Annotated in this window: 24 protein-coding genes and 4 tRNA genes; 9 read left to right on the forward strand and 19 right to left on the reverse strand. The window is 69.4% G+C overall.

The features are described 5' to 3' along the window. From MKP15_RS15905 to MKP15_RS15930, 6 genes are all read right to left on the reverse strand, one after another. On the reverse strand, nucleotides 1-422 hold a 422-nt coding region (locus MKP15_RS15905), incomplete at its 3' end, for a GTP-binding protein (RefSeq protein WP_240213389.1). 47 nt (nucleotides 423-469) lie between these two features. Beyond that, nucleotides 470-545, reverse strand: a tRNA-Thr gene (locus MKP15_RS15910). Nucleotides 546-582: 37 nt separating this feature from the next. Continuing rightward, nucleotides 583-656, reverse strand: a tRNA-Gly gene (locus tag MKP15_RS15915). Between the two features lie 27 nt (nucleotides 657-683). Then, a tRNA-Tyr gene (locus MKP15_RS15920) sits at nucleotides 684-769 on the reverse strand. A 137-nt stretch (nucleotides 770-906) separates the two neighbouring features. Continuing rightward, complete coding sequence (locus MKP15_RS15925) at nucleotides 907-1926, reverse strand: isoaspartyl peptidase/L-asparaginase (RefSeq protein ID WP_240213390.1); 1020 nt, start codon at nucleotides 1924-1926, stop codon at nucleotides 907-909. 156 nt (nucleotides 1927-2082) lie between these two features. Next, a complete protein-coding gene (locus MKP15_RS15930; protein ID WP_237723396.1) occupies nucleotides 2083-3048 on the reverse strand; it encodes a cyanophycinase in 966 nt (321 codons plus the stop codon). Between the two features lie 236 nt (nucleotides 3049-3284). Here MKP15_RS15930 and MKP15_RS15935 point away from each other — a divergent pair, with 236 nt between their 5' ends. Next, nucleotides 3285-6080 carry a TonB-dependent receptor gene (locus tag MKP15_RS15935; RefSeq protein ID WP_240213391.1) on the forward strand — a complete coding sequence of 932 codons (2796 nt, stop codon included), beginning with the start codon at nucleotides 3285-3287 and terminating at the stop codon, nucleotides 6078-6080. Between the two features lie 297 nt (nucleotides 6081-6377). On the opposite strand, the gene ychF is transcribed toward MKP15_RS15935, so the two are convergent. The 8 genes from ychF to MKP15_RS15975 all read right to left on the reverse strand — a co-directional run bounded on the left by ychF (nucleotide 6378) and on the right by MKP15_RS15975 (nucleotide 13272). Beyond that, nucleotides 6378-7469, reverse strand: coding sequence for a redox-regulated ATPase YchF (gene ychF / locus MKP15_RS15940; RefSeq protein WP_104938127.1), 1092 nt, complete (start codon nucleotides 7467-7469; stop codon nucleotides 6378-6380). A 76-nt stretch (nucleotides 7470-7545) separates the two neighbouring features. After that, nucleotides 7546-8127 (reverse strand): aminoacyl-tRNA hydrolase, encoded by a 582-nt coding sequence (gene pth / locus MKP15_RS15945; protein WP_104938126.1) that lies wholly within the window; start codon nucleotides 8125-8127, stop codon nucleotides 7546-7548. Nucleotides 8128-8178: 51 nt separating this feature from the next. Next, the gene (locus MKP15_RS15950) at nucleotides 8179-8781 is read right to left on the reverse strand and encodes a 50S ribosomal protein L25/general stress protein Ctc (RefSeq protein WP_104938125.1); all 603 of its coding nucleotides are present in this window, start codon (nucleotides 8779-8781) and stop codon (nucleotides 8179-8181) included. Nucleotides 8782-8888: 107 nt separating this feature from the next. Continuing rightward, the gene (locus MKP15_RS15955; RefSeq protein WP_056931954.1) at nucleotides 8889-9848 is read right to left on the reverse strand and encodes a ribose-phosphate diphosphokinase; all 960 of its coding nucleotides are present in this window, start codon (nucleotides 9846-9848) and stop codon (nucleotides 8889-8891) included. A gap of 133 nt (nucleotides 9849-9981) precedes the next feature. After that, nucleotides 9982-10058, reverse strand: a tRNA-Gln gene (locus tag MKP15_RS15960). A gap of 3 nt (nucleotides 10059-10061) precedes the next feature. Continuing rightward, nucleotides 10062-10943 (reverse strand): 4-(cytidine 5'-diphospho)-2-C-methyl-D-erythritol kinase, encoded by an 882-nt coding sequence (gene ispE / locus MKP15_RS15965; RefSeq protein WP_240213392.1) that lies wholly within the window; start codon nucleotides 10941-10943, stop codon nucleotides 10062-10064. After that, a complete protein-coding gene (lolB, locus tag MKP15_RS15970) occupies nucleotides 10940-11590 on the reverse strand; it encodes a lipoprotein insertase outer membrane protein LolB (protein ID WP_240213393.1) in 651 nt (216 codons plus the stop codon). The genes ispE and lolB overlap by 4 nt, the downstream gene beginning before the upstream one ends. Beyond that, on the reverse strand, nucleotides 11587-13272 hold the full coding sequence (locus MKP15_RS15975) for a tetratricopeptide repeat protein (protein WP_240213394.1): 1686 nt from the start codon (nucleotides 13270-13272) through the stop codon (nucleotides 11587-11589). Before MKP15_RS15975 ends, lolB begins: the two co-directional genes overlap by 4 nt. A gap of 68 nt (nucleotides 13273-13340) precedes the next feature. Here MKP15_RS15975 and hemA point away from each other — a divergent pair, with 68 nt between their 5' ends. The 3 genes from hemA (at nucleotide 13341) to MKP15_RS15990 (ending at nucleotide 17483) form a co-directional block, all read left to right on the forward strand. Next, a complete protein-coding gene (hemA, locus tag MKP15_RS15980) occupies nucleotides 13341-14624 on the forward strand; it encodes a glutamyl-tRNA reductase (RefSeq protein ID WP_104938121.1) in 1284 nt (427 codons plus the stop codon). Then, nucleotides 14602-15687: a peptide chain release factor 1 gene (prfA, locus tag MKP15_RS15985; RefSeq protein ID WP_104938120.1), complete on the forward strand. Its 1086-nt coding sequence runs from the start codon at nucleotides 14602-14604 to the stop codon at nucleotides 15685-15687. Before hemA ends, prfA begins: the two co-directional genes overlap by 23 nt. A 92-nt stretch (nucleotides 15688-15779) precedes the next feature. Next, nucleotides 15780-17483 (forward strand): tetratricopeptide repeat protein, encoded by a 1704-nt coding sequence (locus MKP15_RS15990; RefSeq protein ID WP_240213395.1) that lies wholly within the window; start codon nucleotides 15780-15782, stop codon nucleotides 17481-17483. Nucleotides 17484-17603: 120 nt separating this feature from the next. On the opposite strand, the gene MKP15_RS15995 is transcribed toward MKP15_RS15990, so the two are convergent. The 3 genes from MKP15_RS15995 to MKP15_RS16005 are packed head-to-tail and all read right to left on the reverse strand — an operon-like array spanning nucleotide 17604 to nucleotide 20359. Then, nucleotides 17604-17852 carry a hypothetical protein gene (locus MKP15_RS15995; protein WP_240213396.1) on the reverse strand — a complete coding sequence of 83 codons (249 nt, stop codon included), beginning with the start codon at nucleotides 17850-17852 and terminating at the stop codon, nucleotides 17604-17606. Further along, complete coding sequence (locus MKP15_RS16000) at nucleotides 17849-19198, reverse strand: TFIIB-type zinc ribbon-containing protein (RefSeq protein ID WP_240213397.1); 1350 nt, start codon at nucleotides 19196-19198, stop codon at nucleotides 17849-17851. Before MKP15_RS16000 ends, MKP15_RS15995 begins: the two co-directional genes overlap by 4 nt. 21 nt (nucleotides 19199-19219) lie before the next feature. After that, nucleotides 19220-20359, reverse strand: coding sequence for an SPFH domain-containing protein (locus MKP15_RS16005; protein WP_240213398.1), 1140 nt, complete (start codon nucleotides 20357-20359; stop codon nucleotides 19220-19222). Between the two features lie 212 nt (nucleotides 20360-20571). Here MKP15_RS16005 and ppk2 point away from each other — a divergent pair, with 212 nt between their 5' ends. Then, on the forward strand, nucleotides 20572-21351 hold the full coding sequence (ppk2, locus tag MKP15_RS16010) for a polyphosphate kinase 2 (RefSeq protein ID WP_104938115.1): 780 nt from the start codon (nucleotides 20572-20574) through the stop codon (nucleotides 21349-21351). Between the two features lie 241 nt (nucleotides 21352-21592). On the opposite strand, the gene MKP15_RS16015 is transcribed toward ppk2, so the two are convergent. Then, nucleotides 21593-22174 carry a TlpA disulfide reductase family protein gene (locus MKP15_RS16015; RefSeq protein WP_240213434.1) on the reverse strand — a complete coding sequence of 194 codons (582 nt, stop codon included), beginning with the start codon at nucleotides 22172-22174 and terminating at the stop codon, nucleotides 21593-21595. A 5-nt stretch (nucleotides 22175-22179) separates the two neighbouring features. Beyond that, on the reverse strand, nucleotides 22180-23454 hold the full coding sequence (locus MKP15_RS16020; protein ID WP_161613278.1) for a YihY family inner membrane protein: 1275 nt from the start codon (nucleotides 23452-23454) through the stop codon (nucleotides 22180-22182). Nucleotides 23455-23531: 77 nt separating this feature from the next. Between MKP15_RS16020 and wrbA the strand changes: the two genes are divergently transcribed. The 4 genes from wrbA to ybaK all read left to right on the forward strand — a co-directional run bounded on the left by wrbA (nucleotide 23532) and on the right by ybaK (nucleotide 25539). After that, the gene (wrbA, locus tag MKP15_RS16025; protein WP_104940123.1) at nucleotides 23532-24125 is read left to right on the forward strand and encodes an NAD(P)H:quinone oxidoreductase; all 594 of its coding nucleotides are present in this window, start codon (nucleotides 23532-23534) and stop codon (nucleotides 24123-24125) included. Beyond that, nucleotides 24122-24466, forward strand: coding sequence for a DUF2069 domain-containing protein (locus MKP15_RS16030; protein WP_240213399.1), 345 nt, complete (start codon nucleotides 24122-24124; stop codon nucleotides 24464-24466). Before wrbA ends, MKP15_RS16030 begins: the two co-directional genes overlap by 4 nt. A gap of 110 nt (nucleotides 24467-24576) precedes the next feature. Next, nucleotides 24577-25062, forward strand: coding sequence for an asparaginase domain-containing protein (locus tag MKP15_RS16035; RefSeq protein WP_104940122.1), 486 nt, complete (start codon nucleotides 24577-24579; stop codon nucleotides 25060-25062). After that, on the forward strand, nucleotides 25063-25539 hold the full coding sequence (gene ybaK, locus MKP15_RS16040; RefSeq protein WP_240213400.1) for a Cys-tRNA(Pro) deacylase: 477 nt from the start codon (nucleotides 25063-25065) through the stop codon (nucleotides 25537-25539). It begins immediately after the preceding gene. Nucleotides 25540-25696 lie beyond the last annotated feature (157 nt).

Consider the following 25696-nt stretch of genomic DNA (forward strand, 5'->3'; position numbering starts at 1 on the left):
ACCATGTCGGCCTTGTTCAGGAACACGACGATGTACGGCACGCCGACCTGGCGCGACAGCAGGATGTGCTCGCGGGTCTGCGGCATCGGGCCGTCAGCGGCCGAGCACACCAGGATCGCGCCGTCCATCTGCGCCGCACCGGTGATCATGTTCTTCACGTAGTCGGCGTGGCCCGGGCAGTCCACGTGGGCGTAGTGGCGGGTCGCGGATTCATACTCGACGTGCGCGGTCGAGATCGTGATGCCACGCGCCTTCTCCTCCGGCGCGGCGTCGATCGAGGAGTAGTCCTTGAACTCGCCACCGAAACGCTCGGCACCGATCTTGGTCAGCGCGGCGGTCAGCGTGGTCTTGCCATGGTCGACGTGGCCGATGGTGCCGACGTTGACGTGCGGCTTGGTACGCTCGAACTTACCCTTGGACATGGCTGCTTCTTCTCGGTAACTGGTTGGTTATGGCGCTTTGAGCAAGATGGTGCTCACGAAAGGAATCGAACCTTCGACCTCCTCCTTACCAAGGAGGTGCTCTACCGACTGAGCTACGTGAGCGAGTTTTGTATTATGACATGTTTTCAATTTCGTTCAATGGAGCGGGAGACGGGAATCGAACCCGCACCATCAGCTTGGAAGGCTGAGGTTCTACCATTGAACTACTCCCGCACCGGGAAAACAGCCACAACATGAAACTGGTGGAGGGAGGTGGATTCGAACCACCGAAGGCGTAAGCCAGCAGATTTACAGTCTGCCCCCGTTGGCCGCTTGGGTATCCCTCCGCTCCACCCCTTTTCTGATGACCTTGGCCTAACCGGTCAGGGGTGGGAGAGCCCGCTATTCTGGTGATGGCCCGCGATGCTGTCAACAGAAATTTTCACATTCCGCGAAAATTTCCATCACCGGCAGCGCGACCCGCTCACTCGCCCGGCATCTTCAGCTTCTCGTCGGCGAAAATCGCCACGTGCGGCACGCCGTCGGCACCGATCCAGCCGCGGTACATGCCCTCGGTGTTGAACGGCGTGGCCGCCTTGCCGTCGGCCGACAGCACGATCGCGCCACCATCGCCGCCCATCGCCGGCAGGCGCCTGACGATGACCTCGTCGCCGGCCTGGGCCGGGGTTTCGCCGAGGTACTTCATGCGCGAGCAGATCTCGTGGGCCGCGGCCAGGCGGATGTAGAACTCGCCCCAGCCGGTACCCGACACCGCGCAGCTGTCGCTGGCATAGGTGCCGGCGCCGATGATCGGGGAGTCGCCCACGCGCCCGTAGCGCTTGTTGGTCATGCCGCCGGTGGAGGTGCCCGCGGCCAGCTTGCCCTGCGCGTCGAGCGCGACCGCGCCGACGGTACCGAAATGCTTGGCCGTCTCCAGGTCGGCGTGCGCCTGCCCGGCGGCCTCTTCCTTCAACGCGCGCTGCAGCTGCTGCCAGCGCTTCTCGGTGCGGAAGTAGGACGGATCCACCTGCTCGATCTTCTGCTCGGCGGCGAACATCTCCGCGCCCTGCCCGATCATCATGACGTGCGGCGAATGCTCCATCACCGCGCGCGCCAGCAGGATCGGGTTCTTGACGGTGTGCACGCCCGCCACCGCGCCCGCGCGCAGGGTGGCGCCGTCCATCAGCGAGGCATCGAGCTCGTTCTTGCCGTCATGGGTGAAGACCGCGCCACGACCGGCATTGAAGGTCGGGTCGTTCTCCAGCACGGTGATCGCGGCGGTGACCGCGTCCATCGCCGGCTTGCCGGCCGCCAGCGCCTCGTGCCCCTTGCGCAGCGCCGCCTCCAGCGCGGCGCGCGCCGCGCGCACTTCCTCCGGGTTGAGGTCCTGGCGCTCCACGCCGGCGCCACCGTGGATCACCAGCAGGGGGGAGGCCGGCGCGGCCACCGCCGACACGGAAGACAACGACGCCAGGCCCAGCAACACCGCGGAAGTCAGCTTCATGTTTCTTCACTCAGGAAAGGTGCCCGATTCTAGGCACGCCTTCATGGGTCTGAACAGACGCTGTCGCCACGGATCCTGCCATTCACGCCCCCCCCACTGAAACGCGGGAAGGGGCCGAAGCCCCTTCCACGTCCATCCGGGCTGCACGCGCAGGCATCAGTCCGGCTGCAGCTCCAGTTCGCCATCGACCACGTTGGCGACGGCGGTGAAGGCCGGGTTGTCGACGGTGAACCCGTCCAGGTGCAGGCGGCTGCCGGCGCCCACCCCGGTCACCGGGATGGAGCTGAATTCCAGCGATTCGCCGCTGCTCAGGCGGTCGGCGGTGCGGTGCGGCATCACCAGCCAGGCATAGCCGTCGTCGAGCGAGTAGACGCGGCCGCGGCCATCGGCCTCGACGCACAGCGCGGTGTCCTCATCCACGCCGATGCCGACGATATCGTCCTGCCCCTTCTCCTGGGCGGCGCGGGCGACGAACACGATCAGCCGGCCCAGGCGCTCGCGCTTGGCGAAATGGGTGTCGGTGACCACGTTGGAAAGATAGGGCATGGTCAGGAAGTCCTGGTCCATGGTGACCTTGCTGCCCATCGGGTCGCTCAGCGCGGTGGGCGAGTTGACGCTGCCGCCGTCCAGCGCGCCATAGCTGTACCCCCCGAGAATCGCCAGCCCGGCGCTGGTGCCACCGATCGGCTTGCCCGCGGCGACGTGCTCGTTGAGGGCCTGGTTCAGCTCGGTCCCCTTCCAGAAGCGGATGTAGCGGGACTGGTCGCCGCCGGCGATGAAGATGGCGTCGGCGCCGCGCACCACCCGCAGCACCGCCGGGTCGTCGGCGGCCTTGCGGCTGTCGAATACCAGGGTCTGCACCGAGGTGACCCCGCCGATGTCGTAGTACAGCTCGTTCTGCAGGTTGTCGTCGCCGGAGGCGCGCAGGATCACCACGCGGCCGTTGCCGGCGCGCTCGACCCACCAGTGGAAGGCTTCGGGAACCCAGTCGCCGCCGCCCATCAGCATCATCGCTGCCTGGGTCTGGCCGGGCCGCTCGGCGTCCAGGTCGCCCACTTCGTAATAGCGGTAGCCCGGATCCGACAGCCCCCTGCTCCCCGCGGCAACCGCGCCGCCGGCCATGCCGAGCGCCACCAGCACCAGGGCCAACCGCCCGCATCGGGACACCATCCGCCTCATACCGCCCTCCAGACCATCATGTAATCGCTTCCATACCGTAATGCCAGACTTTCCGGCAGTGGTCAAGCGTGTAAAAAAGGTGTTAGATGATCACGCCCCATTCACGTTTGCCGGGGCTCCCGGCGCTTGCGCGGGCCGGCCAGACACTTTCCGGAACACTTTCAGCAGAGACCTGATTCATGCGCAAACACGCAATGGTGTGTTCGATCCAGTTGGCCCTGCTTGGCATGGCCGCCTCCGCAACGGCCTTGGCCCAGAGCACCGACAACGATCAAACCAAGCAACTGGATACCGTGCAGGTCACCGGTTCGCGCATCCCGCGCGCGCAGGTGGAAGGCCCCGCCCCGGTCACCGTGGTGACCGCCGAGCAGATCCAGTCGGCCGGGTTCACCTCCGTCCCCGACGTCCTGCGTTCGCTCAGCCAGAACAGCGGCACCGTGCAGGGCCAGCAGAACACCACCGGCGCACAGTCGACGCCCGGCGCGCAGGCGGTCGACCTGCGCGGCCTCGGCCCCAACCACACCCTGGTGCTGATCAACGGCCGCCGCATCGCCGATTTCCCGCTGCCGCTCAACGGCAGGAGCAACTTCACCGACATCGGCAACATCCCGCTGGGCATGATCGACCGCATCGAGGTGCTGACCGGCAGCGCATCGGCGGTCTACGGCTCGGACGCGATGGCCGGCGTGATCAACTTCATCCTGAAGAAGTCCACCGACGGCACCACCATCGATTACCGCTATGGCGACACCAGCCGCGGCGGTGGCGAATCGCATGACCTGACCCTCACCACCGGCTTCGAGCAGGGCAATTTCAGCGGCATCGTCGGCATGGAGCTGCTCAACAAGCGCCCGCTGTGGGGTACCCAGCGCAACGTGCAGGATTCCACCCTGGACGCGCCGACCGAGCGCCGCCGCCTGCCGCGCCTGATCGCCCAGATCACCAACTGGGAAGACGACGTCAACATCGCGCCCGCCGATGGCTGCAAGGCGCTGTCGGGGCTGAACGACGGCACCACCCACCTGGCCGAGGACCGCTTCGGCGAGCCCTACTGCGGCAGTGAGCGCGCCATCGCGTACCGCACGATCCAGAACGAGCGCAAGGGCATCAACGCCTACGGTTCGTTCGAATACCGCTTCAACGACGAGCTGTCGTGGTTCGCCGACCTGCAGGCCGGCCACCAGACGGTGCGCCTGCTGACCGGCACCAACGGCAACGACGTCGTCAGCGACGTCATGGGCTGGGAGTTCCACGACCCGGCGTCGACCAACAACTACCGCAACAAGGTGTTCTACAACGCCGCCACCGACAGCCGCGAGATCTGGTCGCGGCAGTTCTCGCCGGAAGAGATCGGCGGGCTGCGCAACCGCATGAACACCACCACCCAGAAGACGCTGGCGGTGACCACCGGCCTCAAGGGCATCTTCGCCGAGGCGTGGAACTGGGAAGCGGCCTGGAACCATTCGCAGTACAAGGCCGACGTGGAGATGCCGCGGATCAAGGCCGACGCCGCCAACCGTTTCTTCCTGGGCGAGCGACTGGGCTACACCGACAGCGGCTACGCGATCTACAACCCGGACCCGACGCGCCTGTTCACCCCGCTGACGCCGGCCGAGTTCGCCTCCATCGCGGCCATGTCCACGTTCCGCCCGGTGGCCAAGAACGACAACGTCAGCTTCACCGCCGACAACACCGCGCTGTTCTCGCTGCCGGCCGGCGACGTGGGCTTTGCCGGTGCGATCGAGTATGGCCGCCAGTCCTACCGCATCAACCCCGATCCGCTGGCCCTGACCGAGGACGCCTACACCGGTCCGCGCTACGGCGACGGCAGCGGCAGCCGCAACCACTGGAGTGCCGCGGGCGAACTGCGCATCCCGATGCTGTCCACCCTGCAGGCCAGCCTGGCCGGACGCTACGACCGCTACAGCTACGGCGGCAAGCACCCGGGCAAGTTCACCTACAGCGCGGGCCTGGAATGGCGCCCGCTCGACACCCTGCTGGTGCGCAGCTCCTATGGCACCGGCTTCCGCGCGCCGGACATGCACTACCTGTTCGCCGGCGACGACTACTACCGCACCCGCTACGCCACCGACTACTACCAGTGCCGCAGCGAGGAGCCGGGCTTCAGCGACGGTGACTGCTACGACGATGGCAGCTGGGACGTGAGCACCTTCGACGTCTACAAGGGCAACATCGAGCTGGGCGTGGAGACCAGCAAGTCGTTCTCGGCCGGCTTCGTCTGGTCACCGCTGGACGGCCTCGACCTGGCGGTGGACTACTACCAGATCAAGGTCATGAACCAGGTCCAGGTGCAGGACCGCGAGCGGCTGCGCATCACCGAGGCCAACTGCCGCCTCGGCAAGACCGACGCCGGCGTGGCCGTGGACATCAATTCGCCGACCTGCCAGGACGCGCTTGCCCGGGTGATCCGCGATGCCGATGGCGACATCAGCAGCGTGCGCTTCGCGCCGATCAACATCGCCAAGGAGGAAACCTCCGGCATCGACGTCGCCGCCAGCTACCGGCTGCAGACCCGGGCCGGCGATTTCCGCGTCAACGGCAACTACACCTGGGTCAAGGACCACACATTCCAGCGCTACCCGGGCGACGCGTCCGAGGACATGCTGCACTACGAGACCTTCAGCCCCGCGCTGCCGCGGGCCAAGGCGAACGTGGGCGTGAACTGGGACAAGGGCGCGTGGGGCGCCAGCCTGTTCGGCAACTATCTGGGCCGCGTCCCGAACTACGACGACGACGCCTGGACCCAGGCCACCTGGCGCTTCAACGCCGGCGCGCGCTACGACATCAGCGATCATCTGCGGGTGTCGCTGTCGGTCAACAACCTGTTCGACAAGATGCCGCCGAAGGACCCGACCTGGGCCAACTACCCGTACTACGACACCGCCTGGTTCGACAGCACGGGCCGCAGCTACTTCGTGCAGGTCACCTGGAAGCTGGGCGGCAAGCCGCTGTAATACGCCCGCTCCTCGCAACAACGACAAGGCCCGCATCGCGGGCCTTGTCGTTTTCCGCGCCTGGGCACCCCGCCCCGTCGATGCCACCCGGGCCCTTCCGGGTTCTCCACAGCGCATGTGCAGAAGGCAGGGAAAAGCCTGTGGACAACCCTGACGCGCGCCGATGCTGCAAGGGCGGCGCGCACTCTGGCGCATTTTTGTCCAGGGCGGCGGGCGCCGTGGCGACATCCGGCGCGGGCCACATATGCGAAGGCCCCGCATTGCGGGGCCTTCGTGTTCCGGGCGGTGCGCCGCGGATCAGACGTTGAAGCGGAAGTGCAGCACGTCGCCTTCCTTGACGATGTAGTCCTTGCCTTCCAGGCGCAGCCGGCCGGCTTCCTTGGCGCCCTGCTCGCCCTTGAGGGTGATGAAGTCGTCGTAGCCGATGGTCTCGGCGCGGATGAAGCCACGCTCGAAATCGGTATGGATCACGCCGGCGGCCTGCGGCGCGGTGGAGCCGGCGCGCAGCTGCCAGGCGCGGACTTCCTTCACGCCGGCGGTGAAATAGGTCTGCAGGCCCAGCAGTTTGTAACCGGCGCGGATCACCCGGTTCAGGCCCGGCTCTTCCAGGCCGAGGTCCTTGAGGAACTCGTCGCGGTCGGCGTCGTCCAGCTGCGCCAGTTCTTCCTCGATCGCCGCGCATACCGGCACCACCTCGGCGCCCTCGGCCTCGGCACGGGCGCGCACCGCGTCCAGGTGCGGGTTGTTCTCGAACCCGTCCTCGGCGACGTTGGCGATGTACATCAGCGGCTTGAGCGTGATCAGGAACATGTCGCGGACCAACGCCTTCTCCTCGGCATCGAGCCCGGCCGAGCGCGCCGAGCGGCCCTGGTCGAGCGCCGCGGCCAGCTTCTCCAGCACCGGCTTGCGCGCCAGCGCCTCCTTGTCGTTGGCCTTGGCCGCGCGGTTGGCGCGGTCCAGCGCCTTCAGCACCGATTCCAGGTCGGCCAGCGCCAGCTCGGTATCGATGGTTTCGATATCGGCGATCGGGTCGACCTTGTTGGCGACGTGGATGACGTTGCCGTCCTCGAAGCAGCGCACCACGTGGGCGATGGCGTCGGTCTCGCGGATGTGGGCCAGGAACTTGTTGCCCAGGCCCTCACCCTTGGATGCGCCGGCGACCAGCCCGGCGATGTCCACGAACTCCATGGTGGTGGGGATCACCCGCTCCGGCTTGACGATGGCCGCCAGCGCCTCGAGCCGCGGATCCGGCACCGGCACGATGCCGGTGTTTGGCTCGATCGTGCAGAACGGGAAATTGGCCGCGGCGATGCCCGCCTTGGTCAGCGCATTGAACAGGGTCGACTTGCCGACGTTGGGCAGGCCGACGATGCCGCATTTGATACCCATGCAACAAACTCCAGGATTCGGGATTCCGGCCTGCGCTCTCCACGGACGCCTGGGTCCGCGAAAGCGCAGGCCGCAATCACGGCTTGCCCGTGTGCAGGCGCTTCATGGCCTCGTTGAAGTCGCCGGCGACCGCCAGCGGCAGCACGTCGATGGCGTCGTCGATGGCGCGCGCGATCAGCACTTCGTCGTCCTTCGACGGACGGCCCAGCACCCACGGCACCACGCGGTCCTTGTGGCCCGGGTGGCCGATGCCGACGCGCAGGCGGTGGAACCGGCCATGCCCGAGCAGGCGGATGGTGTCGCGCAGGCCGTTCTGGCCACCGTGGCCGCCATCGAACTTCAGGCGCGCCGTGCCCGGCGGCAGGTCCAGCTCGTCGTGCGCGAGCAGGGTCTGTTCCGGTTCGATCTTCCAGAACCGCTGCGCGGCCGTCACCGACTTGCCGGACAGGTTCATGAAGGTGGCGGGCTTGAGCAGCCATACCGGCTGGCCGCCGATGTCGACCCTGGCCACTTCGCCGAACAGCTTGGCGTCGAGCGCCCAGCGCGCGCCCGCCCGTTCGGCCAGGGCCTCAACGAAATGAAACCCGGCGTTGTGCCGGGTCCGGGCGTGTTCGGTTCCGGGATTGCCCAGACCGACGATCAAGCGCAAGCCAGTCATGCGTCCACCGTTGGCTGCGTCCGCCCGTTGCGGGCGGACGCAGCCGGCCGATTACTCGGCGGCTTCCTCGGCAGCGCTCGGCGCCTTGGCGATGACCACGGCGTCGTCGTGGTCCTTGCCCAGCTTCAGCGCCGGGATTTCCACGCCCGCCGGCAGCTTCAGCTGCGACAGGTAGATGATGTCGCCGGCGGTCAGGTTCGCCAGGTCGACTTCGATCGACTGCGGCAGGTCCTTCGGCAGGCAGGCGATGTGCACTTCCTTCAGCTCGTGGGTGACCAGCACGTCGGCGGTCTTGCCGGCCGGGGAGATCTCCTCGTTGATGAAGTGCAGCGGCACGGTGGCGTTGAGCACTTCATTCTCGTTCACGCGCTGGAAGTCCAGGTGCATGACCAGCTGCTTGTACGGGTGGCGCTGCATGTCGCGCAGCAGCACCTTGTAGATGCTGCCATCGAGGTTCAGGTCGATGATGGAGGAGTAGAACCACTCGTTCTGCTGGGCCAGCCAGATTTCGTTGTGGTTGAACTCGACCATCGCCGGCTCGCGGTCACCGCCATAGACGATGCCCGGCACCAGGCCGGCGTGACGCAGGCGGCGGCTCGCACCCTTGCCCTGCACGTCGCGACGGGCGACTTTGATTTCGTGGGACTTTGCCATTGTTGACTACTCTTGGTTGTTGCACCGCATGCGGTGCGTGATGAAGGCATCCCCGCGACCAGGGATGCCGCTGCCGGTCCCGGCACGGCGCCGGGAACCGGGATGCTTCAATCCACGTACATCGAGCTGACCGATTCGCCGAAGGCGATGCGGCGCATCGTCTCGGCCAGCATCTCGGCCACGCTGATCTGGCGGATCTTGGTGCAGACACGGGCCACGTCGGACAACGGGATGGTGTCGGTCACCACCAGCTCGTCGAGCTGGGAGTTGTTCAGGTTGTCCACCGCCGGGCCCGAGAGCACGGCGTGGGTGCAGTACGCGGCGACCTTGACCGCGCCGCGCGCCTTCAGCGCGGCGGCGGCGGCGCACAGCGTGCCGGCGGTGTCGACGATGTCGTCGACCATCACGCAGGTCTTGCCTTCGACGTCGCCGATGATGTTCATCACCGTGGCGACGTTGGCGCGCGGCCGGCGCTTGTCGATGATCGCCAGGTCGGCGTCGTCCAGGCGCTTGGCCACCGCGCGGGCGCGCACCACGCCGCCGACGTCCGGGCTGACCACGATCAGGTTGTCGGTGCCGTAGGCGCGCCAGATGTCGGCCAGCAGCAGCGGCGAGGCGTACACGTTGTCCACGGGCATGTCGAAGAAGCCCTGGATCTGGTCGGCGTGCAGGTCGACCGTGAGAATCTGGTCGGTATGCACGGCCGAGAACATCTTGGCGGCGACCTTGGCGGTGATCGGCACGCGCGAGGAGCGCATGCGGCGATCCTGGCGGGCGTAGCCGAAGTACGGCACCACCGCGGTGACGGAGGCGGCGCTCGCGCGCTTGAGCGCGTCGATGATCACCAGCAGCTCCATCAGGTTCTCGGCGCTCGGCGCGCAGGTCGGCTGCACCACGAACACGTCCTGCTTGCGCACGTTCTCCTGGATCTCGACCTGCACTTCGCCGTCGGAGAACTTGGAGACCAGCGCCTTGCCCGGCTGCACGCCCAGCTCCTTGCAGATGCTCTGCGCAAGGGGTTTGTTGGCATTGCCGGAAAAAACCAGCAGGTTCTGGGCGTCTTGCATGTGGGCTTTCTCGGGCGGCGGCGAAAGAGCGGGAGCGGGGGAACATCCTGTGGCGGCAGCGTCCGGCATCCGCGGCCAGCGCTTTGCTTCCCCGCACGGCAACGTGCGGGCTGCCACGGGAAAACCCGGGCAGTGGCAGGGGCGGTAGGATTCGAACCTACGAATGCCAGGATCAAAACCTGGTGCCTTGGGCCTCTTGGCGACGCCCCTGCATCAATCCTTCACTGCTATCGCTTCCAGTGCATCGAGCAGTGGCGAGCGCGCTGCGCCCGCAACCACCCATGCCCGCAGCCGCTCCGGCAACTCCGCCCGGGCGTGCTCGGCGGCAGCGCGCGTGGCGAACTCGACGAAACAACCGCTTCCCGACCCCGTGAGCCGTGCCCGGCCGACGCGCGAAAGCGCCTGGAACACCGCATCGACGGCGGGCTCCCGGCATCGCAGCACCGGCTCGAACGCATTCCCGAGGTCGGTCCCGGAAGCGAAGTCCGCTATTTTCGCGGGCGCGGCATCCCGCGTCAAATCCGGTGAACGGAACAGGTCGGCGGTGGGCACATGCACGCCCGGGTCGACCAGCAGGTACCAGGCCGGGGGCAGGTCCAGCGGCCGCAGCCGCTCGCCGACGCCTTCGGCCCAGGCGTTGCGCCCACGCACGAACACCGGCACGTCCGCACCCAGGCGCAGCCCCAGCGCCGCCAGCGCCTCCTCGTCCAGGCCGGTGCCCCACAACGCGTTGAGTACGACCAGCACGGTCGCCGCGTCGGACGAGCCACCGCCGAAGCCACCACCGGCCGGAATGCGCTTTTCGACGCGGATATCGACACCTTGGGCGCAGTTGGCGACCTCTTTCAGCGCAATCGCGGCACGCACCACCAGGTCGTCGGCCTCGGCCACGCCGGGAGCGGAGTCTCCCTCGCGGCGGACCTGGCCGTCGCCGCGCAGGCGCAGGCCGATGCGATCGCCCCAGTCCAGCAGGCGGAACACGGTCTGCAGTTCGTGATAGCCGTCCGGCCGGCGGCCGGTGATCCGCAGGAACAGGTTCAGCTTGGCCGGCGCCGGCCAGTACGACCAGCCGGCCGCGTCGACAACCGTGTTCATTGCCCGCCCATGCTCCATTCATCCACGATCAGCCGCACCTTGGCGTCGCCATTGACCGCCTCGATGCGGCGGGGCAGCGCCGGCCGCCCGGCGTCCTGCGGGTACCAGTCGAGATAATCGATCCGCCAGCCGCCCTGCTCCAGGACCCGCGGCAATCCCGCGGCGTCGTAGCCCAGGTAGGTGGGTGTCGCGGCGTCGGCGGCGCGCATGCCGCGCACCCAGGCCGCCAGCTGCGCCACCGGGATGTCCCAGCCGGTGGCCTGCCGCAGCAGCTCGCCGGCATCGGCGCCGCTGCGCGGACCGCCCTCCAGCCCGTCCAGCCGCACCACCTGCCCGGCACCGCCGCTCAGCTGCCAGCTCTGGCGCGTCACCGGGGCGGCCAGGCTCACCTGGTAGGCGTCGCCGCGCTGCTGCCAGTCGATGCGGCCGTTGCCGCCGTTGCGGCCCTTGCTGATCGCGACCCGGCCCTGGAACGACCACGCCGGGACGGTATCGAGCACGGCCAGCCGCGCCGTTTCCACGGCCGGCTCGATGGTCGAATGCACCGGCGTGGACGGCGCCGGCTGCCGCGTCGCCAGCGACCCGCAGCCGGCCAGCGCGCCGGCCAGCAACGGCACCGCCATCCAGCGCCACATCATTGCCGTCATACGCCAAGCGCCTCGACCGCGCGCTGCAGCGCGCGGTTGTCCGGATCCAGCCTGCGCGCCTCGTCGAAGAAGCGCCGCGCCTCGTCCTTCTGCCCGAGCACCCACAGCACCTCGCCGACGTGCGCGGCGATCTCCGGGTCCTTGTTCAGGCTCCATGCCCGGCGCAGCTGCACCAGCGCCTCCTCCCTGCGCCCCAGCCGGTACAGGACCCAGCCATAGCTGTCGACGATGGCCGCGTTGTCCGGCTCGGCCACGCGCGCGCGGTCGATCAGCTCCAGCGCCTCCTGGTAGCGCCCGGTGCGGTCGGCCAGGGTGTAGCCCAGCGCATTGAGCGCGGCCACGTTCTCCGGCTCGGCGACCAGGATCTTGCGCAGGTCGGCCTCGGCGCGCGGGATGTCGTCGCGCCGCTCCCAGGCCAGTGCCCGGGCATACAGCAGCGCGCTGTCGTCCGGGTAGGCGGCAAGGCCGCGGGTGAGGATGCCGACCTCGGCGTCGTTGCGTTCGTCGCGCTGCTGCAGCTCGGCTTCGAGCAGGTAGGCATCGCGGCGCACGTCGTCGTCCACCGAGGCATCGGCCTGGATGGCATGGACCTCGTCGGCCGCCTGCGCCTTCTCGCCCAGCTCGTGCAGCGCATTGACCGCACGCAGCCGCGCCTCGCTGCGCTGCGGGCCGCCAGGCACGCCGTGGTACCAGTCCACGGCTTCGCGATAGCGCTTGAGGTACTCGGCGATCCGGCCCAGCAGCAGGCGCTGGTCCGGATCCGGCTTGGCGGCCCTGGCGGCGATGTCCTGGTACAGCGCCAGCAGCCCGGCATCGTCCTTCTGCTTGGCCAGCAGCGAGGCGCGCATGCCCCAGGTCTGCACGTCCTGGGTGCCGGCGGAGAGCACCCGTTCGGCCGCGCCAGGCTCGCCGAAGGCGTCGTAGGCGAAGGCCAGCGCGTTGCGCAGCTCGTCGTCGCCGGCGGCCTTGGGCTCGACGCCCTTCAACAGCGCCAGCGCCTCGTCCTTCCTGCCGGCCTGGTTGAGCTGGGACGCATGCAGCAGGGCCACCCGCGGTTCGTCGGGGAAGCGCCTGACCACCTCGCCGACCATGCGCCGCGCCAGCTCCGGGCGGTCCATCCGCAGCGCCAGGCGGCCGAACTCCTGCCAGGCCTCGAGATCGTCGGGAATGGCGTTGGCGTCGACCAGCTGGTCCAGCACCGTCGCCGGCGCCGCCGGGTCGCGACCGCCCGTGGCCAGCGCCAATACCGCATACCGCCATGCCCGCGGTTCGCGCGAACGCAGCACCGCCAGCAGTTCCTTGCGCGCCAGCCGGGTGTCGCCCTGGCGCAGCGCCAGCGACGCCCGGGTACCGCGTACCGCCAACGCGCCGGGGGCGCGCTGCGCCCACAGCGCCAGCGCTTCGGCGGCGCCAGCCTCGTCGTCGGCGAGCATGGCGATGCGGGTGGCGCGTTCGGCCAGGCCGACGTCGCCGGCGTGCTCACGCGCGGCCTGCAGGTACCAGCGCGCGGCGTCGGCAAGCTTGCCCGCCTGCAGGGAGAACTCCCCCGCCAGCACCGGGGTCAGCGACGCGGCCTGGGCGCGGTCCGCCGGTGGCGGGGCCGCCAGCAGGGGCGCCGACGACAGGAGCAGCAGCGCAACGCTGCCTATACGGGTGAGCCGGGTTGGTCTGGAAATGGGCATCTGCGGCAATCGGGCCGTAAAATGGCGGCCATCAACAGCCAGCAGCTTATCGCAAGCAACTGAACAGAATGACCCTGTGGGTGCTCGGACTGAACCATCAGACCGCGCCGGTGGAGCTGCGCGAACGCGCGGCCTTCGGCGGCGATGCGCTGGCGCGCGCGATGGCGTCGCTGCGGCAATCGCCGCAACTGGCCGAGGCGGTGCTGCTGTCCACCTGCAACCGCACCGAACTGTATGCCGTGGCCGATGACGGCCGGCACCTGTCGCACTGGCTGGAAAGCCATGCCGGCGACCTGCAGGGGTATCTGTACGAGCACCGCGACGACGCCGCCGTGCGCCACCTGTTCCGCGTCGCCACCGGGCTGGATTCGATGGTGCTGGGCGAGCCGCAGATCCTGGGCCAGGTGAAGGACGCCTGGGCGCTGGCACGCGACAACGGCGCCATCGGCCAGCACCTGGACCGGCTGTTCCAGCAGACGTTCTCGGTGGCCAAGCGCGCCCGCACCGACACCCGGGTCGGCGCCAACCCCATTTCAGTGGCGTCGACCGCGGTGCGGCTGGCGCAGGATTCGTTCGCCCGGCTGGAGGACTCGGTGGTGCTGCTGGTCGGTGCCGGCGAGACCATCGAGCTGGCCGCCAAGCACCTGGGCGAAGCGCGGGTGAAGCGGCTGCTGATCGCCAACCGTACCCTCGCCCACGCGCAGGAGCTGGCCAGCCGCCATGGCGGCGTGGCGCTGCCGCTGACCGAACTGGAACGCCACCTGGCCGAGGCCGATGTGGTGTTTTCGGCCACCGCCGCGCGCGAACCGGTGATCCTGCAGCGGCAGGTCGCCGCCGCGCTGCGCGCGCGCAGGCACAAGCCGATGCTGTTGTTCGACCTGGCGGTGCCGCGCGACATCGAACCCGGCGTGGGCGAGCTGGCCGACGCCTACCTGTACACGGTCGACGACATGGAGCGCGCCGTGGAGGAGAACCGCCGCAGCCGCCGCGAGGCCGCGGCCGAGGCGGAGGCGATCATCGACCTGCAGGTCTCCCGCTACATGGAGAACCTGCGCGCCACCCACCTGCAGGCGCCGCTCAAGCAGCTGCGCGCGTTCGGCGAGGCCACCCGCGCCGAACTGCTGGACAAGGCGCGGCAGCAGCTGGCCCACGGCAAGTCCGCCGACGAGGTGCTCGAGCAGCTCGCGCACGGGCTGACCAACCGCCTGCTGCACCCCCCTACCGCCGCGCTGCGGCAGGCCGCGCTGGAAGGCGACGCCGACCTGACCCGTGCCGCCGAGCGCCTGTTCCCGGCCGTGCCCGGGTATCGACACCCCATTGCGAGGACCGATGACGCCGACCCTGCGCCGTAAGCTGCTGGCCCTGGCCGAGCGCCGTGAAGAACTGGAACGCCTGCTTGCCGACCCGGACGTGGTCGCCGACAACACGCGCTTCCGCGATCTCTCGCGCGAATTCGCCCAGCTCGAGCCGGTGGCCAGTGCGCTGGCCGCCGAAAGCCGCGCCCGCGCCGACCTGGCCTCGGCCGAGGCGATGCGCGCCGACCCCGAACTGCGCGAGCTGGCCGAAGAGGAGATCGCCGCGGCGCAGGCGCGCCTGCAGGCGCTGGACGAGGAACTGGCGCTGCTGCTGGTGCCGCGCGACCCGCGCGACGAAGGCAACCTGTTCCTGGAAGTGCGCGCCGGCACCGGCGGCGACGAGGCGGCGATCTTCGCCGGCGACCTGTTCCGCATGTACGCCCGCTATGCCGAACGCCAGGGCTGGAAGGTCGAGATCGAATCGGACAACCCCGGCGAACATGGCGGCTACAAGGAGATCGTGGCCCGCGTGGTCGGCCGCGGCGCGTACTCGAAGCTGAAGTTCGAATCCGGCACCCACCGCGTGCAGCGCGTGCCGGCCACCGAGTCGCAGGGGCGCATCCACACCTCCGCGGCCACCGTGGCGATCATTCCCGAGGCCGACGACGTCGAGGACATCGCCATCAATCCGGCCGACCTGAAAGTGGACACCTTCCGCTCGTCCGGCGCCGGCGGCCAGCACGTCAACAAGACCGAATCGGCGATCCGCATCACCCATGTGCCGACCGGGGTGGTGGTCGAATGCCAGACCGAGCGCAGCCAGCACGCCAACCGCGACAAGGCGATGAAGCGGCTCAAGGCGCAGCTGCTGGACGCCGAGCGCAGCCGGCAGGCGGCCGCGCAGGCCGAATCGCGGCGCCTGCAGGTCGGCAGCGGCGACCGCAGCCAGCGCATCCGCACCTACAACTTCCCGCAGGGCCGGATCACCGACCACCGGGTCGAGGGCCTGACCCTGTACGACCTGCCCAACGTGATCGAAGGCGACCTGGACGCGCTGGTCGGCCGCCTGCTGCACGAGCACCAGGTGGACGAACTGGCGCGCCTGTCCGAAGGCACCTGAGGCCCGCGCGTCGTCACTGTCGGCGGTCCCGCGGCAGATGCACGACCACGCCCGCACAATCGGCACATCGCAGCAGAGGGTTCCGCCACCGCATGAATGTCCCGCACGACGAACGCCAGCACCTGCGCAGCGCGGTACAGCGCCAGCCGGCCGACTTCATCGCCTGGGTGATGCTGGCCGACGCCGAGCTGGGCGCCGGCGACGTGGCCGCCGGCGAACGCGCCGCGCAGCGCGCGCTGCAGTTGCGCCATGACCACCCCGAAGCATTGGCCCGGCTGGGACGCGCGCGCTGGATGCAGGGCCGCCACGAGGAGGCGGCCAACCTGCTGCGCCACGCCTCGCGACAGGTTCCCGGGCACCCCGGCATCGCGCTGTGGCTGGGCCATGCGCTGGAGGACGCCGGCCAGCCCGAGGCCGCCGCCGATGCCTATCGCCGCGCCCATGCACTGCTCCCGGACGAGCCCTATGTGGCCGCGCAGCGCCTGAACTGGCAACGGCGGCTGTGCGACTGGCGCGGACTGGAGGCGCTGTCGCAGCAGGTGCGCGGCGCGGTGGCGCAGGGCAACCCGGCGGTGGAGCCGTTCGCCTTCCTCAGCGAGGACGCCAGCGCCGCCGAGCAGCTGGCCTGTGCCCGCCAGCGCGCACAGGTGATCGCCGCGTCCACCCCGCGGCTGCCACCGGCGCAGTTGCGCACCGACGGCCCGCTGCGGGTGGGCTTCCTTTCCAATGGCTTCGGCGCGCACCCCACCGGGCTGCTGACCGTGGCGCTGTTCGAGCAGCTGCGCGCCGACGCCGGGCTGCAGGTGCACCTGTTCGCGCTCAACGGCGACGACGGCAGCCGCATCCGCCAGCGCCTGCTGGCGGCGGCCCACACGCTGCACGCGGTCGATGGCATGCCGCACGCGGCCATCGCCGCGCGTATCCGCGAGGCCGGCATCGACGTGCTGTTCGACCTGCGCGGCTGGGGTGGCGGCGGCACCCCGGAAGTGCTGGCGATGCGGCCGGCGCCGCTGCAGGTCAACTGGCTGGCCTACCCCGGCACCTCGGGCGCGCCGTGGATCGATTACGTGCTGGCCGACGCGTTCGTGTTGCCGCCGGCACTGGAACCGGCGTTCAGCGAAAAGGTGCTGCGGCTGCCGCGCGCGTTCCAGCCCTCGGACAACACCCGCGTGGTCGAGGCGCCACCGCCGCGCGGCGACTGCGGCCTGCCCGGACGCGACGGCAACGGCGGCGGCGTCGTGTTCTGCTGCTTCAACAACAGTTACAAGCTCAACCCGCGCAGCGTCGCGCGCCTGCTGGAGGTGCTGCGCGGGGTGCCCGGCAGCGTGCTGTGGCTGCTGTCGGGGCCGGGACTGGCCGACCAGCGCCTGCGCGTGGTCGCGCAGCGGCAGGGCATCGATCCGTCGCGCCTGGTGTTCATGCCCAAGCTGCCGCACCCGCACTACCTGGCACGCTACCGGCATGCCGACCTGTTCCTCGACACCCATCCCTACAACGCCCACACCACCGCCTCCGACGCGCTGTGGGCCGGTTGCCCGGTGTTGACCACGCCCGGCCACACCTTCGCCGCGCGCGTGGCCGGCAGCCTCAACCACCACCTCGGGCTGGACGAGATGAACGCCGCCGACGATGCGGCCTTCGTCGCCACTGCGGTCCGGCTGGGCAACGACCCGGCCGCGCTGGCCGGCCTGCGCCAACGCCTGGCCGCGGCCCGCGGCGAGGCCGGCCTGTTCGACATGGCCGGCTTCGCGCGTGATTTCGCCGCGCTGTTGAAGGATCTGCGACAACGCCCGTAGGTGCGGGGCTTGCCCCGCACGGGGCATGGCCGCGAGAGCCCGTGCAGGGCAAGCCCTGCACCTACGGGGGATCCAGCGCAGGCAATGCGCCGTGCGGGCCCCTCACCCACGCGCGGAGGTTCAGCGCAGGCGTTTCACCCGGCGCCGGTAATCACCGACGTTGTCGCCGTCGATGCGGCGCTGCTGGGTGCCCTTCACCTCGCCGACCTTGCGCTCCGAGCCGCTCACCGGCTTGGCCACGATCTCGGTCTCGTGCTCGAAGCCATGCGATTTGTCGGTATTGCGGTAGTACCGGTACAGGGCCCAGTACAACGCGGTCGCGCCGGCCGGGCCTGCGGCCAGCAACCAGAGTCCACTGTCGTCGCTCATGAGGCAGCCACCAGGAATGCGATTGCGAGGGCTTCGATGATCGTGCCGGCGGTGAGCGCGGCCAGCAGCAGTTTCCACTGCTGCACGGGCACGCTGCCCATGGTCTCGCCGGTGCGGCCGTTGACCGCGATGTAGTGCAGCATGCCGCCGTTGCTGCCGGGCTGGTGGTAGGAGTACAGCCACACCGGCAGGTACATCGATACCCAGCGGGTGCCGTGGACCTCCAGCTGCTCCTGCTCCCAGCGCACGCCGCGGTCGTAGCGCGCTACCGAGCGGTGTACCTGCGCACGCGCGATCGACAGCAGCTGGTCCTCCAGCCGCGGGCGCAGCTTCTCCACGTCCAGGTCGCGCTTTTCCGAGGTGTAGCCGGCCAGGTAGGAGGCATTCCACTTCAGCGCGTTCTTGGTGTCGAACGGCAGGATGGCGTTGATGATGTTGTTGGTATTGATGCGCGTGTCCAGGTTGCCGCGCCCGGCCGACGATTCCAGCGGCAGGTCGTCGACGGTGAAGTCCACCTGCCGCTCCACCTGGTAGACGTCGGCGTCGTAATAGGTCTGCCGGTTCTTCTCGGTGCCGCGGGTGTACTCGCGGGTCTTGATCTCGCCCCTGCCGGCCACCGCCGCGCTGACATTGCCGTCAACGATCATGTACGGCAGGTAGACGCCGACCACGTTCTCCGGGGTGAACTGGTCCTTGAACGCCTTGAGCGCGAACAGGCGGCGCTTGTCCACGAACTGGCGGATGCGCGCGACCGCGTCGTCCTTCTTTATGTGGAACGGCAGCACCGCGTCGGGTACCGCGCCGTTGGCGATCTGTTCGTTGACGCCGAACACGTGCCGGCACCAGTGGCAGCGCGCGGTCATGCTGCTCTGGGTGTTGACGGTGACCTCGGCGCCGCAGCCGCTGCATTTGAAGGTCATCAATACCGCGGCATCGGCGTCGATGTCGCGCGCACCGGAGGCGATGACGGTACCGCGCAGCTGGTCGATGGCCTCGCCCAGCCCGAACGCCTCTTCCACCCGCGCGCCATGCCACTCGTGGCGGCAGTACAGGCACACCAGCACGTCGCTGCCGGCCCGCGGGCGGATGTCGGTGGCACCGCATTTGGGGCAGCGGTTGAGGCCGTCCTTCAGCTCGGTGGCGGAGGTATCGATGGCCAGCGGATCGGGCGCCTCGACCTCGTCGCGGATGGCCTGGGGCAGATCGGCGGTCTCCAGCGGGAAACCGCCGGGCGGCGGCGGCACGTCACGCGGCGAGCCGGGCCCGTCCAGCGTCGCCGCCGGCAAGGGCGGCGGCGCGGCGGCGGACCCGGGCAGCGGCGGTGGGCCGTTACGGGGATCGGACATGGGCGTCGTGGGTCCTGCCGGTTACAGGCCCAGCGCCTTGGCTTTCAGCGCGTCGTAGTCGGCCTGGGTGATCAGCCCCAGGTCCAGCATTTCCTTGGCCTTCTTCAGCCTGGCCACCGGATCGTCGGCCGCCGGCGCAACCGGCTGCTGCATGCCGCCGACGCCGAACATGCCCGAGGCCATGCCGACGCCGACCAGGCCCGCCGCACCGCCGTTCTCGCCGGCCGCCTGGATGCCCTGGGCGACACTGGCCTGCAGGTTGGAATTGCCGCGCGCGCCGGACAGCGCGTCGGCGCGCTGCACGGTCTTGAGCAGCTCGCGGGTGTTGGCGTCGTACTCGATCGAGACGATGGCGGTCTTGACGATGGCCAGGCCGCGGTCGGACTGCCAGTGGTAAGCCTGCTCGACCGCCGCTGACAGGCTCTGCGCGAAGCCGATCGAGTCCTGCTGCAGTTTGGTGATGCGGTTGCCCTTGGCCGGATCGTTCGTGTACAGGCTGAACGCCGGCGCGAGCGAGCCGACCACTTCGTTGAACAGCTGGCTGGCGGCGGCGTTGTCCAGGTCGGTGAAATCGAACACCTGGCCGGGGCGCAGGTAACTGGCCGGCACGAAGTTCTTCACGAACAGGATCGGGTCGACGATCTTCAGCGTGTACGAGCCGCGCGTGACCGCGCCGACCTGGGTGTTGAGGAAGCCGTCATCCCAGTAGATCTCGGACTGGGTGCCGAAGCGGTTGTCCGGCAGTTCCTTGAGCGAGACGAAGAACGCCGCCTGCTGCGCACCCGGCTGGCCGCCGAACTTGAAGCGCTCCCAGCTCTGCTTGATGAAGGTGCTGACCAGGCCGTCGCCGGCGAAGATCGACTGCGAGTTCGGGTCGTCCGAACGCCACTCGTAACCGCCCGGCTCGGCGACGAAGCCGGTGATGGCGCCGTCCTGGAACAGCAGCAGGCCGTAGCCCTCGGGCACGACGATCTTCGAGCCGTTGCTGATGATGTTGGACGAGGCGCCGGTGTTGGAACCACGGCCGGCATTGGTCCCGCGCGGCACCGCGGCGAACAGCGCCGCCGTCGCCGGCAGGCCGTCCGGCACCGTGAAAAAGTCCTTCCACTGGTCGGCCAGCACGCCGCCGATCGCACCCTTTGCTGCCTGGACAAGCCCCATCGCACCGCTCCTAATCCATTGCCGGGCACCACGCCCGGCGCTGCGGCAAAACTACATGAAAACCGATGCGCGGGGAAAAGCCGGTCGCCGGCCGGGAAGGCACCGGGCGCTCCGCCGCGGGCCCGGCAACCCGTCGCTGCCGCGAGGACCGCACGACTGGTTCAACGTGCCCCGGCTGCGCTAGGCTCGCGCTTCGGGACAGGGAGACCGCCGTGGACAAGCTCAAGCGCAAGCAGTACGAGCAGTTGCTGGAGCCCATGCAACTGGAACTGACCGCGATGGCGCGCTGGGTGCAGCACTCGGGCCAGCGCCTGCTGGTGCTGTTCGAGGGCCGCGACACCGCCGGCAAGGGCGGCGCCATCCAGGACATCGCGCGCCACCTGAACCCGCGCCAGTGCCGCGTCGTCGCCCTGCCCAAGCCGACCGACCGCGAGCGCACGCAGTGGTACTTCCAGCGCCATGTGGCGCATCTGCCGGCGGCTGGCGAGATCGTGCTGATGGACCGCAGCTGGTACAACCGCGCCGGCGTGGAAAAGGTCATGGGCTATTGCACCGACGCCCAGTACCAGGCGTTCCTCACCCAGGCACCGGTGTTCGAGCGGCTGCTGGTGGATGACGGCATCCTGCTGTTCAAGTACTGGCTGTGCGTGGACCAGGCGCAGCAGGAAAAGCGCTTCGCCGAGCGTCGCGAGAACCCGCTCAAGGGCTGGAAGCTGTCGCCGGTGGACCTCCGCTCGCGGGTGGAGTACGACGCCTACACCCATGCCCGCGAAGCCATGCTCGAGGCGACCCACACCCACCATGCGCCGTGGACGCTGGTGGATTTCAACGACCAGAAGCGCGGCCGCCTGACCCTGATCCGCGACCTGCTCGACCGCCTGCCGGAAACACGCCTGGACGAGGCGCTGATAGACCTGCCGCCGCTGCCGGACGAGCCGAAGAAGGAAAAGTACGGCATGGTGAAGCCGCTGCCGCCCTACCCCGCGACGTAGATGCGGGGCTTGCCCCGTATTGGGGCGTGGCGGGAAAGCGTGTGCCGGGCGAGCCCGGCACCTACATGGCCCGTAGCCGCCTTGGGTGGATGCGGGGCTTGCTCCGTATTGGGGCGTGGCGGGAAAGCCTGTGCCGGGCGAGCCCGGCACCTACATGGTCCGCAGCCGCTTTCCGTAGATGCGGGGCTTGCCCCGCATGGGGGTCACGCCGGGCATGCGCCGCGCGGCAGGCGGCGGGGTTTCAGCCCACCTTGCCGCCGGCCTCGACGATGGCCTGCTCGATCTTGCCGGCATCGACCGGGCCCAGGAACTGGTGGGCGACCTTGCCATCGGGCGCGATCAGGTAGGTCATCGGCAGACCGCGCGGCGTGGCGAAGTCCTGCGGCGGGTCGTACGGGTCGAGGATGACGATCGGGTAGGCCACCGGGTGCTTTTCCAGGAAGGCGCGCATGTCGTCCGGTTCGATGTCCTCGTAGGCCAGGCCGACCACCTCGACGTTGCCGCGCATGGCGTGCAGCGCCGACAGTTCCGGCATTTCCTGCAGGCACGGCGCGCACCAGGTCGCCCAGAAATTGACCACCACCCATTTCCCGCGATGGCCGGCCAGGTCGTAGTCCTCGCCGGCCACGGTCCTGGCCTGCAGCCGCGGCAGTGCCGCGGTCTGGGCCACCACGCCTGGGTTGGCGCTGGCGGCAGGCGCTTCGGCCGGCTTCGACGCAGGTGCGGCCGCGGGCTGGCTCTGGGCCCCGGCCCCGGCGGGCGCGCCGGCGTCGGGCGCGCTGCAGCCGGCCAATGCCAGCGCCAGCAGCGCGAAGGGAAGCAATCGGGTCATCGTTCGTCTCCGGTAATGGCATAGATGTCGCCGACGCGGCGCTTGAGCAGCTCGCGCAGCGGCACGCGCAGTTCGTCCAGCGCGCGGCAGGCCGCCTGGCCCAGCGCGTCCTCGCGGAACGGCAGGTATTCCTCGGCGATCGGAATGCGCAGCTGCGAGCTCTCGTACAGCTCGCGCAGGGTGATGCCGTCCAGGTCGCGCGCCAGCAGCCACTGCCCGCGTTCGTCGCGCCGCAGCAGGTTGATCGCCTCCATCTGGCACAGCAGTTCCTGCAGCAGCGAATCGGTGAGCATCGGCTCCAGCGCCAGCAGTTCCTCTTCGTCCAGCCCACGCCCCTGTATGCGCGCCTCGCGGAAGCGCCCGAGCAGGCGCAGCAGGCCGTACAGCTCGCAGCCCTGCGGCAGGCGCAGGGCGACCGGCTGGTAGCGGAACGCCGCGATCGACGACGCCAGCGAGGCGCCCAGCAGCACCGACACCCAGCCCAGGTAGATCCACAGCAGCAGGATCGGCACGAACGCCACCGTGCCGTACAGCTTCTGGTAGGACTGGAAGCTGCCCAGGTACAGGCCCATGCCCCACTTCACCAGTTCCAGCATCACCACCGCCAGCAGGGCGCCGGGGATGGCATGGCGCCACTTCACGGTGTGGTGCGGGACCACCCGGTAGACCAGCATCACGCAGGCGAACTCGATCAGCACCGGCGCCAGGCGCAGCGCCAGGTCGGCCAGCCAGCGGCCCTCGACGGTGCCGAACAGCGGCAGCGCGAACACCTTGGCCGACACCGCCAGCGAGGCCGCCGCGAGCATCGCGCCCAGTGTCAGCACGGTCCAGTACACCAGGAAGCGGGTCAACCGCGGCCGCGCCGAGGCCACCCGCCAGATGCGGTTGAAGATCTGCTCGATGCTGTTGAGGGTGATCAGCAGCGACGCCACTAGCGCGATGAAGCCGGCCGCGGTGAGCTGGCCGACACTGGCCGAGAACTGCCGCAGGTAGCCTTCCGCCGCGCGCGCGGCCGAGGGCACGAAATTGGAGAACACGTAATCGCTGAGCGCCTCGCTCCAGCGGTCGAACATGGGGAACGCCGACAGCACCCCGAACACCACGATCGCCAGCGGCACCAGCGCGAACACGGTGGTGTAGGCCAGCGCGCCGGCCGCCTCGAACAGGCGGTCGTCGAGGAAACGGTGCCACAGGAAACGGGCGAAACTGGCCCGGCGCCCGCTGTCACGGACCCGTTCCATCCATAGATTGAGCGAATCCAGGGGTTCCATTCGGCAAGGGTACCCGATGCAAAGCGCGGCCCGCATCGCCGATACTGCCGCCTCCCGTGTGATGAGTGGATGGTGCGATGGCGGAAATCCTGGTGCTGTACTACAGCCGCGGCGGCTCGGTGGCGCGGCTGGCGCGGCAGATCGCCCGCGGCATCGGCGAGGTGCCGGGCATGGGCGCGCGCCTGCGCACGGTGCCGCCGGTCGCCGCCGTCACCCAGACCAGCGCGCCGCCGGTGCCGGAAGACGGCGCCCCGTATGTCGAGATCGCCGACCTGGCCGAATGCGCGGGCATCGTGCTCGGCAGCCCGACCCGCTTCGGCAACATGGCCGCGCCGGTCAAGCACTTCCTCGACGGCCTCGGCGCGGAGTGGGTCAACGGCACCCTGTCCGGCAAGCCGGCGGCGGTGTTCACCTCCACCGCGTCGATGCACGGCGGGCAGGAATCGACCCTGCTGTCGATGCAGCTGCCGCTGCTGCACCACGGCTGCCTGATCGTCGGCATTCCGTTCACCGAACCGGCGCTGAGCCACACCACCAGCGGCGGCACGCCTTACGGCGCCAGCCATGTGGCCGGCGCCCAGGACGACCCGCAGCCGAGCGACGACGAAGCCCACCTGGCGCGCGTGCTCGGCCGGCGCGTGGCCGACATCGCGCGGAGGCTGGCGCGATGAGCACGGTGACACGACGGCACCCGACCCTGCTGCTGGCGCTGATCGCGCTGGCCGCGCTCTACACCTGGTGGTTCCTGGACGACAAGCACTGGCTGGCGACGCAACTGGTGTTCACCGGGCCGCCGCTGCTGCTGGCCATCGCCCTGCGCCTTGGCTGGCGGCTGGCGCCGTTCTGGTCCGGCGTGTTCGCGCTGGGCTGGTTCAGCCATGGCGTGATGAGCGCCTGGAGCCACCCGGAGACCGCGCCGCTGGCGTGGCTGGAAATCGCGCTGTCGCTGCTGGTGATCACACTGGCCAGCCTGCCGGGCCTGCGCGCGCGCTTCGCCAGGAAGCGCCCGTAAAGGCGGGGCCCGCCCCGCACGGGGACTGCCGGCAAAAACCCCATGCGGGCGAACCCCGTCCGCGGCGCGGCTTATCATTCGCACCATCACCGTTTGGATTCACCGCCATGATGGAAGACCTCCTGATCGTCACCACCGGTGGCACGATCGACAAGATCTATTTCGACGACAAGTCCGACTACCAGATCGGCGATCCGCAGATCGGCATGATCCTGCGCGAACTGGGCGTGACCTTCCGCTTCAACGTCATCCCGATCCTGCGCAAGGATTCGCTGCACATCACCGACGCCGACCGCGAACTGATCCGCGCCACCATCGCCGCCCAGCCCACCCGCCACGTGCTGGTCACCCACGGCACCGATTCGATGGTGGCCACCGGCAAGGTGCTCAAGACCATCCCCGGCAAGACCATCGTGATGACCGGCGCGCTCAGCCCGGCGCGCTTCCGCGGCTCGGACGCCGAGTTCAACATCGGCTGTGCGATCGGCGCGGTGCAGTCGCTGCCCGAAGGCGTCTACATCGCCATGAACGGCCGCGTGTGGAACCCGGACAAGGTGCGCAAGAACGTCGAGGCCAACCGTTTCGAGTCGCTCTGAGTGGCCCGCGGTACCCGCGCCACCGCCGCGCTGGACAAGGCCGGGGTCGCCCACGGACTGCATGCCTACGATTACGCCGCCGAGGTGGACAGCAAGGGCATGGCCGCCGCGCAGGCGCTGGGCATCGCGCCGGAACTGGTGTTCAAGACGCTGATGGCGTGGGTGGACAGGCAGCCGGTGGTCGCGGTGATCCCGTGCGACCGGCGGTTGTCGCTGAAGAAGCTTGCCGCCGCCTGTGGCGGCAAGCACGCGCAGATGATGGAAGTGGCCGAGGCCGAGCGCCGCAGCGGCTACAAGGTCGGCGGCATCAGCCCGTTCGCGCAGCAGCGCCCGGCCGTCGTGCTGTTCGCCGGCGCCGCGCTGCAGCACGCCCGCATCTGGATCAACGCCGGCCAGCGCGGACTGCTGCTGGACATCACCCCGGACGACGCGCAGCGCGTGCTGCAGGCACGCTACGCCGACCTGTGCGAAGAATGACCGCGCGGCTGCCGCGGGCGCGGCACCCGCGGCGGCCCGCCTGAACCCGCAACCGCACACACGACGGCGCCCACCCCCGCGACACCTGCCGGACGCGCGCGGGCAACGGCACCGCCACGCCAGGCAGCCGGCGCGGCAGGAACGGTGGCCACTTAAT

Origin of the sequence: Stenotrophomonas sp. Y6 (genome assembly GCF_022436665.1) — a bacterium.
GTDB classification, from domain to species: Bacteria; Pseudomonadota; Gammaproteobacteria; order Xanthomonadales; family Xanthomonadaceae; genus Stenotrophomonas; species Stenotrophomonas acidaminiphila_A.

Excerpts from the sequence above, each read along its gene's own strand:
- MKP15_RS15925 (WP_240213390.1), bottom strand. The coding sequence starts at position 1,926 with ATGAAGCTGACTTCCGCGGTGTTGCTGGGCCTGGCGTCGTTGTCTTCC.
- MKP15_RS15930 (WP_237723396.1), bottom strand. The coding sequence starts at position 3,048 with ATGGCCGGCGGCGCGGTTGCCGCGGGGAGCAGGGGGCTGTCGGATCCG.
- MKP15_RS15935 (WP_240213391.1), top strand. The coding sequence starts at position 3,285 with ATGCGCAAACACGCAATGGTGTGTTCGATCCAGTTGGCCCTGCTTGGC.
- ychF (WP_104938127.1), bottom strand. The coding sequence starts at position 7,469 with ATGGGTATCAAATGCGGCATCGTCGGCCTGCCCAACGTCGGCAAGTCG.
- pth (WP_104938126.1), bottom strand. The coding sequence starts at position 8,127 with ATGACTGGCTTGCGCTTGATCGTCGGTCTGGGCAATCCCGGAACCGAA.
- MKP15_RS15950 (WP_104938125.1), bottom strand. The coding sequence starts at position 8,781 with ATGGCAAAGTCCCACGAAATCAAAGTCGCCCGTCGCGACGTGCAGGGC.
- MKP15_RS15955 (WP_056931954.1), bottom strand. The coding sequence starts at position 9,848 with ATGCAAGACGCCCAGAACCTGCTGGTTTTTTCCGGCAATGCCAACAAA.
- ispE (WP_240213392.1), bottom strand. The coding sequence starts at position 10,943 with ATGAACACGGTTGTCGACGCGGCCGGCTGGTCGTACTGGCCGGCGCCG.
- lolB (WP_240213393.1), bottom strand. The coding sequence starts at position 11,590 with ATGACGGCAATGATGTGGCGCTGGATGGCGGTGCCGTTGCTGGCCGGC.
- MKP15_RS15975 (WP_240213394.1), bottom strand. The coding sequence starts at position 13,272 with ATGCCCATTTCCAGACCAACCCGGCTCACCCGTATAGGCAGCGTTGCG.
- hemA (WP_104938121.1), top strand. The coding sequence starts at position 13,341 with ATGACCCTGTGGGTGCTCGGACTGAACCATCAGACCGCGCCGGTGGAG.
- prfA (WP_104938120.1), top strand. The coding sequence starts at position 14,602 with ATGACGCCGACCCTGCGCCGTAAGCTGCTGGCCCTGGCCGAGCGCCGT.
- MKP15_RS15990 (WP_240213395.1), top strand. The coding sequence starts at position 15,780 with ATGAATGTCCCGCACGACGAACGCCAGCACCTGCGCAGCGCGGTACAG.
- MKP15_RS15995 (WP_240213396.1), bottom strand. The coding sequence starts at position 17,852 with ATGAGCGACGACAGTGGACTCTGGTTGCTGGCCGCAGGCCCGGCCGGC.
- MKP15_RS16000 (WP_240213397.1), bottom strand. The coding sequence starts at position 19,198 with ATGTCCGATCCCCGTAACGGCCCACCGCCGCTGCCCGGGTCCGCCGCC.
- MKP15_RS16005 (WP_240213398.1), bottom strand. The coding sequence starts at position 20,359 with ATGGGGCTTGTCCAGGCAGCAAAGGGTGCGATCGGCGGCGTGCTGGCC.
- MKP15_RS16020 (WP_161613278.1), bottom strand. The coding sequence starts at position 23,454 with ATGGAACCCCTGGATTCGCTCAATCTATGGATGGAACGGGTCCGTGAC.
- wrbA (WP_104940123.1), top strand. The coding sequence starts at position 23,532 with ATGGCGGAAATCCTGGTGCTGTACTACAGCCGCGGCGGCTCGGTGGCG.
- MKP15_RS16030 (WP_240213399.1), top strand. The coding sequence starts at position 24,122 with ATGAGCACGGTGACACGACGGCACCCGACCCTGCTGCTGGCGCTGATC.
- MKP15_RS16035 (WP_104940122.1), top strand. The coding sequence starts at position 24,577 with ATGGAAGACCTCCTGATCGTCACCACCGGTGGCACGATCGACAAGATC.